We start from the raw sequence: 16,556 nt of genomic DNA, 5'->3' as shown, positions 1-16,556 counted from the left end.
CAAGTACCAGCAGAAGCTTAAAAAAATGGGGCGTCGAGCTATTGCCTTAAGCATTATCCTATTAATCTTATTTTGTATCTCTCTCGGCGTAATGTGGATGATAGCAAAAATTCAAGGAGCTCCTCCTCTATCTGTACCTCAAACGACTATTCTTTATAATGCTGATAAATCTCTATTAGAAGAAATGCATCATGGCCAAAAAAGATATTGGGTTCCAATTGAAAACATTTCTCCTCATGTTATTCAAGCAACTATATCTGTTGAAGATCAGAATTTTTATAATCATCATGGATTTGACCCTAAACGGATTGCAGGTGCTGCTGTTGCCGACTTAAAAGCAATGGCAAAAGTTCAGGGGGCAAGTACTATTACACAGCAATATGCGCGTAATTTGTTTCTTGAGCATGATAAAACATGGATTCGGAAATTGCGGGAAGCATGGTATACAGTCCGGTTAGAAACGAACTATGACAAAGACCGCATTTTAGAAGGATATTTAAACACGATCTACTACGGACATGGGGTATATGGTATAGAAGCAGCTTCTCGATACTATTTTAATAAGAATGCTTCAAAACTCACGCGTAGTGAAGCTTCTATTCTTGCAGGAATCCCAAAGGGACCAAGCTACTACTCGCCTTTCAATAACCTAGAGAATGCCAAAGAAAGACAGGAAATTATCTTAGCCGCTATGCAAAAAGAAGGTTTTATTACACAAGAAGAAGAGAAGAAGGCTTTTGCTGCTAAGCTTTCCTTTCATGAAATAAAGGAGGAAGAAAAGCAAGATATTGCTCCTTATTTTGTTGATGAAGTAAAAAAACAAGTAAAGGAAAAGCTTCATTTAACAAATGACCGTGAACTTCATGGGCTTCGAATTTATACTACTTTAAATCCAAAGCTTCAAAAGCTAGCTGAGAAGAAAGTGGAAAAAACAATTGATCCTGACTCTTCCATTCAAACAGGATTTATGGCTATGGATCCTAAAACAGGTGCTGTAAAAGCATTAATTGGTGGAAAAGATTATGAAGAAAGCCCTTTTAACCGTGCAACTCAAGCAGTGAGACAGCCTGGCTCAACTATGAAAGTACCGCTCTATTATGCAGCTATTGAACATGGACTCACTCCTTCTACATTATTTAAAAGTGAGCCGACCGTTTTTACATTTGGAAAAGGAAAAAAAGAAAGTAAATACAAACCAAGCAATTACCATGATTACTATGCAAATGATAATATTACACTTTCACAAGCCATCGCTCTTTCTGATAACATTTATGCGGTAAAGACAATGCAGTATATCGGAGCGGATCAGCTTGTTCAAACTTCTAGGGAAATGGGCATTAAAAGCAACATTAAACCTGTTCCTTCCCTCGCCCTTGGCACCTCTCCTGTTCGTCTAAGTGAGATGGTAAATGCATATGGAATGATTGAAAATGGAGGGCGTGAAATTGAACCAACCTTTGTAACTAAAGTGGAATCTTATGATGGAAAAGTACTTTATGAAGCACCAAAAGAGCACAAACAAGTGCTTGATGAAGATGCTGCATATGTGACCACACATCTTATGACAGGTATGTTTGATGAACGTTTAAATGATTATACGACTGTGACAGGGAATTCCATTAACGAAAAAACAACGCACATTTATGGCGGGAAATCCGGAACAACACAAACAGATAGCTGGATGATTGGATTTTCTCCAAGCCTTGTAGCAGGTGTATGGACTGGCTATGACAAAGACCAAACAATGGACAAAGTGACAGAAAGAAGCTATGCCAAGAACATATGGGTTTCGTTTATGGAAGAAGCCCATAAAGGAAAAACAGTTCAAGCCTTTTCACCATCTAAAGGAGTTGTAGGCGTTCTTGTGAATCCAGACAATGGGAAGCTTGCTACTAAAGACTGTCCAAATACGAGGCTTACTTATTATGTTAAAGGCACAGAGCCAACGGAGTACTGTGATGAACATATGGAACATACCGAAGAGAAGAAACAAGAGAAAAAAGAAAAGAAAGAGGAAGATGGATTTTGGCAGAAAGTCCTTCCTTGGGCATAAAAAAGACGTGGAGCTTAGGCTCCACGTCTTTTTTATGCTTCTAGCAGCGCTTTTTTCAGTTCTGGTTCTGAAGCATTCCAAAGTGCTTCATTATGCCCTTTTAAAAATTCACGCAGTAAGTGTTTTGATTTTTCGTCCATATGATCGACAATAATATGGTGTTTCATTGATTTGTCCATACGATTCACATGTTCTGGAAGAGATTTATATCCACGACGTGCTTCACGGTTAACCGTCATCTCACAAGCTGTTACTCCTGCATAATAAGGAGACTCTGGTTTTCTTCCAATCGTTACCCAAACAAGCCAATAAAACTTATCTCCTGCTGGCACTTCTTCACGATTTGGTAAAAACTTAATTCCTTTTTCAACGACACTACGAGCATGCATTGCACCGATGTCTACAAAAACCTCTTCATCTTCCAAGTCAATGAAAACAGGTGAAACATTATCTAAACTAAGAGCCCCAACACCAAATCCTCCATGACCATCTGTTGGGTCACTTTTAATGATATTAAATGCTGCTTTTTTCTTTTTCGGTTGTTGATCCATAAAAAACTCCTCCTAGCTTGCTTAATTACATTTCCTAAAGAAAGAACGGACCTAATATACGTTCAAATAACCCCATTACACTCGGTATCCCCTGATTATAGATTGGTGAGATTACATATTGATCAAGGGGTGTAATTACAATGATTAGAAATAACAAAATTCCGTATGATTCATACTGTTTCATCTTTATCCGAATATTTGTTGGTGCTAAATCTTCTAATATTCTATACCCATCAAGGGGAGGAAAAGGCAATAAATTAAAGATGAAAAGAAGAATATTAATCATAATAAATAGGTTAAAGAACTGATAAAGGTACACATTGTTTGGAGCCACTTGTGCATAAATAAGAACATAAAAGCACAGTGTCCCAATAAAAGCTAATATAAGATTGCTTAGCGGTCCTGCAATAGATACAAGAACACCCGCGAGTCTCGGACGCTTAAAGTTCCGAGGGTTAACAGGAACAGGCCTCGCCCATCCAAACCCTGCAATAATAAGCAGAAGTGTCCCGAATGGATCTAGATGGGAAATGGGTGATAGCGTTAATCTTCCTTCATTCTTCGCTGTTGGATCACCAAATAGATTGGCTACAAAGGCATGCGAGAACTCATGAATTGTAAAAGCTATAATAAGAGTGATTACAACAAAAGGCATTTGTTGTAATGGAAATGCTAAAAACTGTTCCACATCATTTCTCCTCTACACCATATTTAAAATTTCAACTTCTTGCCCTTAGTATACTATATTAGAGTCTCCTCTTCATGCAAATGGAAGGTATGATTTTTCTTTCTAATTATAAAAGAAAGAGCTACACTAAAGAAGGATATCTATTTTAAGGAGGAACTAATATGCCATATGTAACAGTAAAAATGTTAGAAGGTCGCACAGATGACCAAAAACGTGCTCTTGTTGAAAAAGTAACGGAGGCTGTTGTAGAAACAACAGGTGCTTCTAAAGAGAAAGTAGCCGTTATTATTGAAGAAATGAGTAAAAACAACTATGGTGTTGCAGGAAAGCGTATAAGTGATCAATAAAAAAAGAGGCTCTATTCGAGAGCCTCTTTTATAGTGGAGAATGAATCGTCTCACGAAGAGACGAAATGTAGCTATATGCATCATTGACTTCTTCTTGTGTATAACGCTGTTTACTTTTTAATGTGAATACTTTTTCCGCTACTTCTTCAGGTGGTAACGTTTCAAAGTATAGAACGGTTGAGACAAGTTCAAGAAACCTTGAGCTTTGTTCATTCATGCTTTTCACACAATCATTCAAGAAAGGAAAATCTAAATCCTGGTGATGCTCTAGGAATATCTCCCCCTCTTGAGTTAGCTCATAGCGATACTGCATATAACCACCTTTATTCTCTTTTACTTCTGTCAAAAATCCTAAATTACAAAGCTCTTCAACTCGAAGTGTCAATTCTTCTGAATATGGTCCAAAAAAATGAAAGTTGTATTTCTCATAAAACGGATAGTCTAGCTTCTTTGCAATAAAAATCATTTTCTGCAGCTTTTTTCGCCCAATAATTTCTCCTGCAGATAAAAACACTTTAATAATTTTAGCATGATCCTTCAACAAGGCCCCTTCAACTCCTATACTTCAAAAAATTTCACTGGAAGCTTGTCTCTCGTAGCTTTAACGCTCTCTATTTTTAGTCTATTTAATAGAGTATCACGTTCATTTTTGCTCGTCACCCTAGCAAAATCTTAGAAATGTAATGTAAAACTTAAGATTTTGCCCTTTTATCTCATTTCTTCAAACAAGAGCTTACGAATTTGCTCCTTGACTTTTCGTTTTGAGGATAGTTGGTCAATTGCATCCTGAGGGAAATAGAGCTTATGGTCTGTTCTCTTCTTCCCCGAAATAGCTTCAACAATTTCAGACTGACGAGAAAGCTCACGTAATTCCCCACTTGGCATTAATAAATGGATTGGTAGACGCTCTTCTTCTTCACCTGGACGGTAAAAATCATATGGAAGATCACTGGATGAATCAATCACTAAATAATAATCTGGATCTATCCCTGCTTTTTTGAAAAGCTGTGTCAGTTCCATCCACATCTTCATCTTCACCTGTGAATTTGGATTGAATTCAATGTATTTGAATAAGTTGCGGTTAAGAAAACGACGGCAAAGATCTGACAAAATAGCATCTTCTTCTTCTTGCCATGTTTGAAAATAAAACATAATAATGGATTCATCTAACTTTACATAATCCTCAACAGTGACTTTTCCTTCAAAAATAGAATAAAAGTGACGTGGAGGCTGCTTGAATTCATAATTCTTTTCATGTAAATGTTTAGCTCGGTGGAGAATTTTCGTTAAAATTACTTCAGCACTTCTTGTTACAGGGTGGAAATAGATTTGCCAATACATTTGATAACGGCTCATAATATAGTCCTCGACGGCATGCATTCCACTATGTTTAATAACAACCTGATCTTCCCTTGGACGCATAACACGAAGGATTCGTTCCATATCAAAGTGACCATAACTAACTCCTGTAAAATAGGCATCACGCTGCAAATAATCCATCCGGTCTGCATCAATTTGGCTTGAAATTAAACTAACAACAAGTTTATTTCGATATGTCTTAGCAATTACCTCTGCTACATCTTTTGGGAATCTATTTCCCATTCGGCGTAGAACCGCGTTAACTTCTGTATCTCCTAGAATAATTGCTTGAGTAAAATCCTCATGATCGAGATGAAAAACTTTTTCAAAAGAATGTGAGAAAGGACCATGACCTAAATCGTGCAAAAGAGCAGCACAAAGACTTACTAGGCGTTCATTGTTATCCCACTCTTCCCTGTCTTGAAAAACATCATCTACAATTCGGCGAATAATTTCATATACTCCTAGAGAGTGATTAAAACGGCTGTGCTCGGCTCCGTGAAACGTCATATAAGTAGTTCCAAGCTGGCGAATCCGCCGAAGTCGCTGAAACTCTGCCGTACCAATTAAATCCCAGATCAGTTTATCTCGAACATGAACATAACGATGAACTGGATCTTTAAATACTTTTTCTTCACTTAGTTTTCCACTTGGATATGTCGTCATCTAGTTACCTCTCTATTTTTAAGCTTCTGTTATGTTAATCCCATTCGACAAAAGGTTGTTAATTCCTATATTGACTCTAAAACTTTCGATTTTAAGATGAGAGAGGAAAAAGAATGAACCTAAACGTGAAAAATCACCCTTGTGAAACAAACAAAGGCGATTTTTATTTCTTCATCTTCTTTTCAACTTTATGAATCAGCTCATCTTCACTCAAAGCTGCAACAGGACGATTATTTACAAATGCAAAAGATTTCTTTCGACCTGGGCCGCAGTAAGACTGGCACCCTATTTTAATCTCTGCATTAGGATCTACTTTTTTAAGCTTTGGTACTAACGTTTTTATATCTGTTGCTTGGCAATCATCACAAATGCGAAATTCATTTGCCATTGTTATACCTTCCCTTCTTCCCCATACCATTAAACCTAAAGGGTATTTTACCGCTAAATATAGCCTATTGCAAGTCCTACTTATGCTTAACAAATGTCGGAAAAATCCCTTCTCTACTCCTATAAAAATCCTATTATCTTTCTGCAAGTTTGGTATAAAGTACATTCTTTCTGTCAAACATATAACTAACAACATAATTCTTACAGCAAATAAAAGAAAGAAACTAAGGGAGTTGGTTTTACAATGAAAGAGCGTCAAGATGCATGGACAGAAGAAAATGATTTATTGCTAGCAGAAACAGTGCTTCGTCATGTTCGCGAAGGAAGTACACAGTTGAATGCTTTTGAAGAAGTAGGAGATGAATTAAATCGTACATCAGCAGCGTGTGGTTTCCGCTGGAATGCCGTTGTACGTCATCGTTATGAGAAAGCTCTATCACTAGCTAAAAAACAGCGCAAACAGCGCCAGCGTGTTCTTGGACAAGAACAGGGTAAAAAGAGATTACTTTATAACCCGCCTGTACCAACATTGGAAGATATTAGTGAAACAGTATCTACTGATACTTACCAAGAATATGAGTTAATGCCATATGAACAAGAAGATCAGCTGCATGAAGTGGAAAGAGAAATGGAAACTAAAAATGTTCAGCACCCTATCAGTTCTCCTCGTGAGGAAGGTAGCGAGATTCATGAAGTTATCCAATTTTTGAGAAACCTAGAAGGTCGCCAAAGCAACTCACAAGCTTACCGAGCAGAAAATGAGCGCTTAAAACGTGAAAACGAGCAGCTTACACAAGAAAATCTTATGCTAAAATCAAAAGTTGCAAAGCTTGAACAAGATACAACTACTATTCAAGAAGACTACGAAACATTAATGAAAATTATGAATCGTGCTCGTCAGTTTGTTCTTTTTGAAGATGATGACCGTCAAGCTACAAAATTTAAAATGGATCGCAATGGTAATCTTGAGAAAATGGCTGAATAATGAATCTCTTTATCATATTCCCAAGGAGAGTGAACGTATCTTATTTCAAAGACGTTCATTCTCTTTTTGGTTTGAGAAAGAAGCGAATAAAACTGTGCTATAATAACGATGTTAAAGCTAGTTAAAGGAGTACATATTATGAATCAAGCCGTAGAGTTATTATCACAGCCAACATGGCGTATTATTGATCAGACAAGTTTAGGTCCTGCTTTTGATGCTCGCCAATCGTTTGCGATGGACGACATGCTTTGCACAGTTGTTGGTTCATTCTCATCCCCACCTACAATGAGATCATGGGTTCATCATCAAACAATCGTTCTTGGTATTCAAGATACACGCCTGCCACATTTGAAAGATGGACTTTCTTATCTCCATGACCAAGGGTTCAAAACCATTGTCCGTAATTCTGGTGGCCTTGCGGTCGTGTTAGATGAAGAAGTACTAAACATCTCTCTCCTTTTCCCAGAAGCAAAAATTGATATTGATCGTGGATATGATGCAATGTGGGAACTTATTAAATATATTTTTAAAGATTATAACGTTGAGATTGATGCAAAAGAAATTGTTGGCTCATACTGCCCTGGCAGCTATGATCTAAGCATTAACGGAAAAAAGTTTGCAGGAATTTCACAGCGTCGGATTCGAAAAGGAATTGCTGTTCAAATCTATCTTTGCGTTGATGGAAGTGGTTCAGAGCGTGCCAAACTTATTCAGCAGTTTTACGACAGAGCGCTGAAAAAAGAAGAAACCAAATTTACGTATCCAACGATTAAACCAGAAACAATGGCTTCTCTTACAGAATTATTGGGAGAAAAAATGACAGTGAACGATGTAATGTATAAAGTTCTAAGTACGTTGAAATCTCTCGGTGGCACACTAACAACAAGGGAACTTTCAGAAGAAGAACAGTCTCTGTTCCAACAAAATCTACAGCGTATTTATGATCGTAACGAAAAAGCATTTCAATAAAAAAGAAGCTCCTTTATGAAAAGGAGCTTCTTTGCTTTTACTACAGTGCTTGAGCTGAAGTAATAATAGCTAATTTGTATACATCTTCTTCACTGCATCCGCGTGAAAGATCGTTTACTGGTTTATTTAACCCTTGAAGAATTGGTCCAACAGCTTCAAAGTTACCTAAACGTTGAGCAATTTTGTACCCGATGTTTCCTGCTTCAAGACTTGGGAATACAAATACATTTGCATCACCTTTTAAAACAGAATCTGGAGCTTTTTTCGCCGCTACTTCTGGAACGAAAGCAGCATCAAATTGGAATTCTCCATCTAGCACAAGTGTTGGATTTTTTTCTTTCGCAATTGTTACAGCATCTGCTACTTTCTCTGTTTCAGGAGATTTTGCTGATCCTTTCGTTGAGAAGCTTAACATTGCTACTTGTGGTGCAATACCAAACATGTCTGCAGTGTTTGCACTTTCGATTGCAATCTCAGCTAAATCTTGGCTGTCTGGAGCAATGTTGATTGCGCAGTCAGCAAATACGTAGCGCTCTTCACCACGAACCATGATAAATACGCCAGATGTCTTTTTCACACCTTGTTTTGTTTTGATGATTTGAAGCGCTGGACGAACTGTATCTGCTGTTGAGTGCGCAGCACCGCTTACAAGACCATCTGCTTTGTCCATATGAACAAGCATTGTCCCAAAGTAGTTTTCATCTAGAAGAATTTTACGTGCATCTTCTTCTGTTGCTTTTCCATTACGACGCTCTACGAATGAAGCAACCATTTCTTCAAATCCTTCATAGTTTTGAGGATCATAGACTGTTACTCCTTCTAAAGATGCGTTGATCTCGCCTGCTTTCTTTGCAACCTCTTCTTGGCTTCCAATCACAATTGGAGTTACAAGACCATCTGCAGCAAGACGGCTTACCGCTCCTAGTACACGCTCATCTAGCCCTTCTGGAAATACGATACGAATATTTTGACCTTTTACTTTGTCTTTTAATGATGAGAATAAATCACTCACACTAACGTCCTCCTTTAATAGAAATCATTTTTATTTATGTAACATTCCCTCTTTTACTAGGATAGCTCTTTTAAAGTTAAATGCAAAGGAATCTGACAAAACAATGTCGAATTAGTAAAGTTGTTTAAATTTTGAATATTCAAAATTAACGTTTCTCCTTATTATCATAGACCAATCTGAATGCTTGTATGTTTCCCCCTGTTTCCTTTTTTTAACCCTCATTTCACAAAATATTCACCGAATTTATAGGTGTTCAATTCAGAAATATCGGTTAGACTGTGCTATAGTTGGAATAGATGCTAAAAACCCATATATAGGAGTGAGAACATTATGGTAGAACCAGCTCAAACACTAGATGGTTGGTATAGTCTTCATGACTTACGCGCAATGGACTGGGCAGCTTGGAAGATGCTAACGAGCGACGAACGTCAAGCAGCTCTTCATGAATTTCAGGGCCTCATGGAAAAATGGAACAACGTACAAAAAGCAGAGCAAGGAAGCCACGTTGTATACAAAGTAATCGGGCAAAAAGCAGACATTATGTTTATGTTCCTTCGCCCTACAATGGCTGAACTAAATGATATTGAAACAGAGTTTAATAAAACGAAATTAGCTGAGTTTCTAATTCCAACATATTCTTACGTTTCAGTTGTTGAACTTGGTTCATATATGGCTAAAGAAGGAGAAGATCCTTATGAGAACCCACATATTCGTTCTCGTCTATATCCTATCCTTCCTCAAACAGATTATATTTGCTTCTATCCAATGGACAAGCGCCGTCAAGGTGATGACAATTGGTATCGTCTTGAAATGGATGAGCGTAGCAAATTAATGTATAGCCACGGTATGATTGGCCGTCAATATGCTGGAAAAGTAAAACAGATTATCACAGGTTCTGTTGGATTTGATGATTACGAATGGGGAGTTACTCTATTCGCTGATGATGTTTTACAATTTAAAAAGTTAATTTATGAAATGCGTTTTGATGAAGTAAGTTCTCGTTACGGAGAGTTCGGTAGCTTCTTTGTTGGGCATCGTCTAACAGAAGAAGGAGTTTCTCCATTTTTCCACGTATAAAATATATGCATAAAAAGCTGAAGAAGGGGCCTTCCTTTCTTCAGCTTTTTCTCGTTGCCATTCTTTAAAATTCATCATATCCCCCCGCTCGCCTACATAATAATGAAATAGCGGCTAAAGAGAATGATATTTAGCTCTGTAAAACCAGCATATATTCGGGCTTGTAAGCCTTCTGAAAGGCTTGAAACCTAAAAGCTTATACATTTTCTTTAAGGAGGAATTGGATAATGGCTAAATCAAAATCTTCGAATCAACCTGAGCAAGGAGGGCAAGGATATGGTGCATATCCACCATACTATGCTCCTTACTATGGATTTCCCTATGACCAGTATGGCTTTGCTCCACCTTCTATAAGGCAGGCTTCTGGGCAAATGTCTAGCAATGGAGGGCAAAGTCAACAGGGGCAACAAAGTCAACAAGGACAACAAGGGCAAGGCCAAATGGGGCAAGGAATGGGGATACCGATGATGCCACAAGGCCAAATGGGGCAAGGAATGCAAGGTGCACCAGGTCAAAACGTTCCAGGTATGCTACCTCTTCAAGAATCTTATATTGAAAATATATTACGCCTTAACAGAGGAAAAGTAGCTACTGTTTATATGACTTTCGAAAATAATAGAGATAAAGTATTTAAAGGTGTAGTTGAAGCTGCAGGACGTGACCACATTATTCTAAGCGATCCTCGTACAGGGATGCGCTATATTCTTCTTATGGTTTATCTTGATTACGTTACATTTGATGAAGAGATTGAATACCAATATCCATATGGAAATTCCACTTCACTTAGCAATTATTCTTCACGCTAAAAAAAACCCTGCTTCTTAAGCAGGGTTTTTTTTATAAAAGTTTAGCAGCTGCAATTACGATTAGAAGCCACGCAACAATGAACGCCACTCCTCCAATTGGTGTAATGGCTCCAAGGATACCGATACCGCTTAATGTTAAGATGTATAAGCTTCCTGAGAAGAAAATAATCCCAACTAACATTACCCAACCTGAGGAAGAAATTAAGCTGGACTGTGGAAATAAGTTTGCTAGAAAAGCTACAACGAAAAGACCAAAAGCATGGAACATATGGTACTGTACCCCTGTTTTCCACACTTCTAGATATTTTTCTGAAACGCGGCCTTCCAACCCATGCGCTCCAAACGCACCTAATCCAACAGCAAGCATCGCATTAATAGCTCCCAATATTAAAAATACCTTCATTTTTCTCGCCCCTATGTAGTAAAAAGTATTTGATTGTTGCAGTTCTTAAAAGTCAAAAAGACTGTCTCCATTAGATCCATCATTCTCTTCCACTTTGTTTGGTGGATTTGTTGGAGAACCTTGTTGATAATTAGAAAATGTTTGGATACTTGAAACAGGAGAAGCCTCTACTTTCTTAGAGATAGACGGAGAAGAAGACTGTTCACCTATAGCAAGTTCACAAAGCGTTTTTATCGCAATTAAATGATCTCGAACTTTGCCACCCTCTCCTGCCGAGTTTTTCTCTTTTGCTTCCGTTACTTCTGTCTGTAATTTATTTAACACATGCTGTATGGAAATATCGGCCATTGTTACACCTCATTTTTAGTTTGCTTATCCTTCTCTATTGTATCAAAACATTCTTTTCTCCTCTATACTCTTCCTTATTCTCTATTCTCAATTTGCCAATCAATCGGTTCTTGGTTTGTTTCCTTTAAGAACTCATTTGTTTTTGAGAAATGATGGCTCCCAAAGAACCCTCTGTTTGCAGAAAGTGGGCTTGGGTGAGGTCCTTCTAGAATTAGATGATGATCTTTTATAAGGTTTTTTTTCTGTCTTGCATTGTTTCCCCATAATAAGAAAACCATTGGTTTCTCACGCTCAGAGAGCTTTTCGATAATCTTGTTTGTGAAGGTCTCCCATCCTTTTCCTTTGTGAGAGTTTGGCTTTCCTTCTCTTACCGTTAAGACCGTGTTTAGCATAAGGACTCCTTGTTCAGCCCATTTTACTAAGTAACCGTTGTTTGGAATATAGCAGCCAACATCCTGCTTTAGTTCTTTGTAAATATTCACAAGGGATGGTGGTGTTTTCACTCCAGGTTGAACAGAGAAGCTTAATCCATGAGCTTGGCCAGGCCCGTGATAAGGATCTTGACCTAATATCACAACCTTCGTATCTTTATAAGCTGTATAGTGAAGAGCATTGTAGATATCATACATATCTGGATATATCGTTTGTGTTTTGTATTCCTCAACTAGAAACTCTCGAAGCTCCTTATAATAAGTTTTTTCAAATTCCTCTGCTAATATCTCTTGCCAATCATTTTTTAAAATGGTCATTTTAACACCTCTTAATAAATTTTTTAAAAATAAAGACAACTGATAACTTATTGATCTTGACTTTAAGCTCTCTTCGCTACCATATCTCTATCTTTTTACACGTAAACTTTACTTTGTCTTATCAAGATTAAGTACAAAATACTTTTAAAGTAAAAGAAAACATGGAATAATAGGTACAAGCCATTAATGAAAGAATACTGTTTTTATAACTCTATTCTTTTTAAAATTATTACATATTTCATACGTAATTCAAAATAAAGTGAGGTTAGAGATGCGATGACAACGAGTTCAAATCCGAAATCAATTATTGTAATCTTTGGAGCTACTGGTGATTTAGCAAAACGCAAGCTATTCCCTTCTATTTACCGCTTATATCGCAACGGGAAAATATCTGAAGACTTTGCTGTTGTAGGCGTGGCAAGAAGACCATGGTCAAATGATACATTTCGTGACAATGTAAAAGAATCTGTTAAAGGGTTAAATGGCAAAGACATTGAGGAGTTTTCTTCTCACTTTTATTATCAACCATTTGATGTAACAGACCTAGAATCCTATCAGAAGTTAAATAGCTTATTAACAGACCTTGATGAGCAATATCATACTGAAGGCAACCGAATTTTCTATTTAGCAATGGCACCGGAGTTTTTCGGCCCAATTGCAGAAAATTTAAAATCTGAAGGTGTTACAAATACAAATGGATGGTCAAGACTTGTTATTGAAAAACCTTTTGGTCATGATTATCAGTCAGCTGAAGTATTAAATAATCAAATTCGTCATGCTTTTAGCGAAGATCAAATCTATCGTATTGATCACTACCTTGGAAAAGATATGGTTCAAAATATTGAGGTTATTCGTTTTGCTAATGCTTTATTTGAACCGATGTGGAATAACCAATATATTTCAAATATTCAAATTACATCGAGTGAGACACTTGGTGTTGAAGATCGTGGACGCTATTACGAAACTTCTGGTGCCCTTCGTGACATGGTTCAGAACCATATGCTGCAAATGGTGGCATTACTTGCGATGGAACCACCAATTAATTTAACAACAGAAGAAATTCGTAGTGAAAAAGTCAAAGTACTGCGCGGACTTCGCCAAATTTCTGCGGAGAATTTAAATGACTATGTTGTACGCGGACAATATGGCGCTGGTGTTATTGAAGAGGATAACGTAAAAGGCTATCGAGAAGAAAATGCAGTTGATGAACAATCAAATACAGAAACATTTGTCGCAGCTAAGCTCATGATTGATAACTTCCGCTGGGCTGGAGTGCCATTCTATATTCGTACAGGTAAACGCATGAGAGAAAAATCAACAAAAATTGTTGTTCAATTTAAAGATCTACCAATGAATCTTTATAAGAATAAAGGCAAAAGCATTCATCCAAACTTACTTGTTATTCATATTCAACCAGATGAAGGTATTACGCTTCATTTAAATGCACGTAAAGAAAGTGGCGCTGATCCTTCAACTTCTACACCAATTGAGCTTGATTACTGCAATAACTGCGGAGACAAAATCAATACGCCTGAAGCTTATGAGCGTCTTTTATATGATTGCATGAATGGAGATGCAACAAACTTCACGCATTGGGAAGAAGTGGCCCTTTCTTGGAAATTTGTTGACAATATTTCAGCAGCGTGGGCGAATGAAAAAGCAACAAACTTCCCAAACTATGAATCAGGATCGATGGGACCAAAAGAAGCAGACGCTCTTTTAGCAGAGAATGGTTTCCACTGGTGGGATATTAACTCACACAAAGGTTTTTAATTACTAGCATAGAAAGTGAGAGGAGTTTCTCAATGAAGTTTTATGATGTGACAATGTCGATTCATGAAAGTATGATGGTTTATAAGGATAAAGCAGAAAAAAAGCCAGTTTTTAATACAAGTACGAACGGTCATGTAACAGAAACGAAAATAACAATGGATGCCCATACAGGTACCCATATAGACTCTCCTCTCCATATGATTAATGAGGGAGACACGTTTGAAACAATCCCTCTTGATCGTTTTATCACAAAATGCAAAGTCCTTGATTTAACAACTGTTGAAGATGGAATTACGGCACGCCATCTCAAGCCTTTTGAGATTGAACAAAATGACTTTCTTGTTTTAAAAACAACTAATTCTTTTCATGAGAAAAATGAATTTGATCATGAATTTGTCTACTTAAAAGAAGATGGTGCAAAGTATCTGATTGACAAAGGTATTAAAGGTGTTGCTACAGATGGCCTTGGCATTGAACGTAGCCAGCCAGACCATGGCACACACCGCTCTCTCTTTAAAGAGAAAATCGTTATTATGGAAGGCTTCTCTTTAAAAGATGTACCACAAGGAGAATACTTGATGATTGCTGCGCCTATTAAAGTAACCGGTATTGAAGCAGCTCCTGCCCGTGTTTTCCTTGTTGAAGGAATGGAAGATATCGATGTCCAATTTGCATAAAAAAGACGCTCAAGCTTGAGCGTCTTTTTTATGTTTATTTTTCTAACCATTCTGTATGGAAAATACCGTCTTTATCAATACGTTGATACGTATGTGCACCGAAATAATCACGCTGTGCTTGAAGTAAGTTTGCTGGTAATGTTTCTGTGCGGTAGCTATCATAGTAAGCTAGTGCACTAGAGAATCCTGGTACAGGAATTCCATGTTTTACAGCAAGAGAAATTACTTCACGTAACGCTGATTGGTAGCCTTCAACAATCTCTTTGAAATATGGATCAAGAAGTAAGTTTGTTAGAGCTGATTCACGATCATATGCATCTTTAATTTTTTGTAGGAATTGTGCACGAATGATACAACCACCACGGAAGATCATAGCGATATCTCCGTAGCTTAAGTTCCAATCATACTCTTCAGATGCTGAACGCATTTGCGCGAATCCTTGAGCATATGAACAAATCTTACTCATATAAAGAGCCTTACGGATAGCTTCTACAAATTCAGCTTTATCGCCTTCAAATGCTGAAGCTTCTGGTCCGCTTAGTACTTTACTTGCTTTCACACGCTCTTCCTTCATTGCAGAAAGGAAACGTGAAAATACAGATTCTGTGATGATTGGAAGTGGTACACCTAAGTCAAGAGAGCTTTGGCTTGTCCATTTTCCTGTTCCTTTTTGACCTGCTGTATCTAAAATCACGTCAACAAGTGGTTTACCTGTTTCTTCATCAACTTTTGTGAAGATATCAGCAGTAATTTCGATAAGGTAGCTGTCAAGCTCACCTTTATTCCATTCAGAGAATACTTCATGAAGCTCTTGTGCTTCTAGACCTAAAAGGTTTTTCATAATGAAATATGCTTCACAAATCAGCTGCATGTCGCCATACTCAATTCCATTGTGAACCATTTTCACATAGTGACCTGCTCCATTTGGTCCAATATATGTGCAGCAAGAATCGCCATCAACTTTTGCTGAAATAGCTTCTAGAATAGGCTCTACAAGCTCGTACGCTTCTTTTTGTCCACCAGGCATGATAGATGGTCCTTTAAGCGCTCCTTCTTCCCCACCTGAAACTCCTGTTCCAATAAAGTGGATGCCTTCTTTTTCAAGCTCTTCATTACGACGAATTGTATCTTTAAAGAATGTATTCCCGCCGTCGATTAAAATATCTTCTTTATCTAAATAAGGTTTTAATGATTCAATTGTTGCATCTGTTGCTGGTCCTGCTTTAACCATTAACAAGATTTTACGTGGCTTTTCAAGAGAGTTAACAAACTCTTCTACGCTATATGTACCAACGAAATTTTTACCTTCTGCTTCATTTTTTAAAAACTCTTCTGTTTTCTCTGGAGAACGGTTAAAAACAGAAACTGAATACCCGCGACTTTCAATGTTAAGAGCAAGGTTTTTACCCATAACAGCCAAGCCAATAACACCGATTTGTTGTTTTGACATACTTTCTCTTCCCTTCTGTAATTAAAATATAGAGTGAATTTTCCCTAGCACATTTTGCATATGCAAAACGCTATTTTAAAAGCACCCATCCTGAAGCTTTTAAAACATTTTCGTTTTGTTGAACATACCACAATAAAAGTTCACTTTTCAAGCAGGACAAACTAGCTTGTAAAGATTGCCTATTATAACATGTGCCATGATACCTCTATTGTACACATTTTTCAGAAAAATTTCTTCTTTTCTTCCTCTATATGAA

Annotated in this window: 18 protein-coding genes; 8 read left to right on the top strand and 10 right to left on the bottom strand. The window is 37.4% G+C overall.

All coding sequences use genetic code 11. From position 1 onward, the window contains the following. Positions 1-25 precede the first annotated feature (25 nt). Entirely contained in the window at positions 26-2,053 is a 2,028-nt protein-coding gene (gene mtgA, locus BM012_RS19635) for a monofunctional biosynthetic peptidoglycan transglycosylase (protein WP_235606171.1), read from the top strand. Positions 2,054-2,085: 32 nt separating this feature from the next. Here the strand turns inward: mtgA and BM012_RS19630 are convergent, their stop codons facing one another. Further along, positions 2,086-2,604, bottom strand: a complete 519-nt coding sequence (locus tag BM012_RS19630) for a YwhD family protein (protein WP_040060371.1) — start codon at positions 2,602-2,604, stop codon at positions 2,086-2,088. Between the two features lie 34 nt (positions 2,605-2,638). After that, on the bottom strand, positions 2,639-3,292 hold the full coding sequence (locus BM012_RS19625) for a site-2 protease family protein (RefSeq protein WP_061804835.1): 654 nt from the start codon (positions 3,290-3,292) through the stop codon (positions 2,639-2,641). 161 nt (positions 3,293-3,453) lie between these two features. Between BM012_RS19625 and BM012_RS19620 the strand changes: the two genes are divergently transcribed. Then, positions 3,454-3,639 (top strand): 2-hydroxymuconate tautomerase, encoded by a 186-nt coding sequence (locus BM012_RS19620; RefSeq protein WP_061804836.1) that lies wholly within the window; start codon positions 3,454-3,456, stop codon positions 3,637-3,639. Positions 3,640-3,667: 28 nt separating this feature from the next. On the opposite strand, the gene BM012_RS19615 is transcribed toward BM012_RS19620, so the two are convergent. The 3 genes from BM012_RS19615 to BM012_RS19605 form a co-directional block, all read right to left on the bottom strand. Continuing rightward, positions 3,668-4,183 (bottom strand): YwgA family protein, encoded by a 516-nt coding sequence (locus BM012_RS19615; protein WP_061804837.1) that lies wholly within the window; start codon positions 4,181-4,183, stop codon positions 3,668-3,670. A 164-nt stretch (positions 4,184-4,347) separates the two neighbouring features. After that, positions 4,348-5,664 carry an HD domain-containing protein gene (locus BM012_RS19610; protein ID WP_061804838.1) on the bottom strand — a complete coding sequence of 439 codons (1,317 nt, stop codon included), beginning with the start codon at positions 5,662-5,664 and terminating at the stop codon, positions 4,348-4,350. A 163-nt stretch (positions 5,665-5,827) separates the two neighbouring features. Continuing rightward, positions 5,828-6,052, bottom strand: a complete 225-nt coding sequence (locus BM012_RS19605) for a YuzB family protein (RefSeq protein ID WP_019394749.1) — start codon at positions 6,050-6,052, stop codon at positions 5,828-5,830. Between the two features lie 243 nt (positions 6,053-6,295). On the opposite strand from BM012_RS19605, the gene BM012_RS19600 reads away from it, so the two are divergent. Next, complete coding sequence (locus BM012_RS19600; RefSeq protein WP_061804839.1) at positions 6,296-7,036, top strand: RsfA family transcriptional regulator; 741 nt, start codon at positions 6,296-6,298, stop codon at positions 7,034-7,036. A gap of 138 nt (positions 7,037-7,174) precedes the next feature. Then, complete coding sequence (locus tag BM012_RS19595; RefSeq protein WP_061804840.1) at positions 7,175-8,005, top strand: octanoyl-[GcvH]:protein N-octanoyltransferase; 831 nt, start codon at positions 7,175-7,177, stop codon at positions 8,003-8,005. Positions 8,006-8,045: 40 nt separating this feature from the next. Here BM012_RS19595 and pta read toward each other — a convergent pair whose 3' ends face one another. After that, positions 8,046-9,017 (bottom strand): phosphate acetyltransferase, encoded by a 972-nt coding sequence (pta, locus tag BM012_RS19590; protein WP_061804841.1) that lies wholly within the window; start codon positions 9,015-9,017, stop codon positions 8,046-8,048. A 330-nt stretch (positions 9,018-9,347) separates the two neighbouring features. Here pta and hemQ point away from each other — a divergent pair, with 330 nt between their 5' ends. After that, positions 9,348-10,094, top strand: a complete 747-nt coding sequence (gene hemQ, locus BM012_RS19585; protein WP_061804842.1) for a hydrogen peroxide-dependent heme synthase — start codon at positions 9,348-9,350, stop codon at positions 10,092-10,094. A gap of 227 nt (positions 10,095-10,321) precedes the next feature. Continuing rightward, a complete protein-coding gene (gene gerQ / locus BM012_RS19580) occupies positions 10,322-10,900 on the top strand; it encodes a spore coat protein GerQ (protein ID WP_061804843.1) in 579 nt (192 codons plus the stop codon). A 31-nt stretch (positions 10,901-10,931) separates the two neighbouring features. On the opposite strand, the gene BM012_RS19575 is transcribed toward gerQ, so the two are convergent. The 3 genes from BM012_RS19575 to BM012_RS19565 form a co-directional block, all read right to left on the bottom strand. Beyond that, the gene (locus tag BM012_RS19575) at positions 10,932-11,303 is read right to left on the bottom strand and encodes a DUF423 domain-containing protein (RefSeq protein WP_061804844.1); all 372 of its coding nucleotides are present in this window, start codon (positions 11,301-11,303) and stop codon (positions 10,932-10,934) included. Between the two features lie 45 nt (positions 11,304-11,348). Beyond that, positions 11,349-11,651 carry a YwdI family protein gene (locus BM012_RS19570; protein WP_061804845.1) on the bottom strand — a complete coding sequence of 101 codons (303 nt, stop codon included), beginning with the start codon at positions 11,649-11,651 and terminating at the stop codon, positions 11,349-11,351. Positions 11,652-11,725: 74 nt separating this feature from the next. Beyond that, complete coding sequence (locus BM012_RS19565) at positions 11,726-12,400, bottom strand: uracil-DNA glycosylase (protein WP_061804846.1); 675 nt, start codon at positions 12,398-12,400, stop codon at positions 11,726-11,728. 276 nt (positions 12,401-12,676) lie between these two features. Here BM012_RS19565 and zwf point away from each other — a divergent pair, with 276 nt between their 5' ends. Next, positions 12,677-14,173: a glucose-6-phosphate dehydrogenase gene (zwf, locus tag BM012_RS19560; protein WP_061804847.1), complete on the top strand. Its 1,497-nt coding sequence runs from the start codon at positions 12,677-12,679 to the stop codon at positions 14,171-14,173. Positions 14,174-14,205: 32 nt separating this feature from the next. After that, positions 14,206-14,850 (top strand): cyclase family protein, encoded by a 645-nt coding sequence (locus BM012_RS19555; protein ID WP_061804848.1) that lies wholly within the window; start codon positions 14,206-14,208, stop codon positions 14,848-14,850. Between the two features lie 34 nt (positions 14,851-14,884). Here BM012_RS19555 and gndA read toward each other — a convergent pair whose 3' ends face one another. Continuing rightward, the gene (gene gndA, locus BM012_RS19550) at positions 14,885-16,300 is read right to left on the bottom strand and encodes an NADP-dependent phosphogluconate dehydrogenase (RefSeq protein ID WP_019394738.1); all 1,416 of its coding nucleotides are present in this window, start codon (positions 16,298-16,300) and stop codon (positions 14,885-14,887) included. Positions 16,301-16,556: the final 256 nt, after the last annotated feature.

This window comes from Priestia endophytica DSM 13796, from assembly GCF_900115845.1.
In the GTDB taxonomy this organism is placed as follows: domain Bacteria; phylum Bacillota; class Bacilli; order Bacillales; family Bacillaceae_H; genus Bacillus_I; species Bacillus_I endophytica.
Note: the sequence above shows the minus strand (reverse complement) of the source record. Positions and strands in the feature narration are given on the sequence as shown.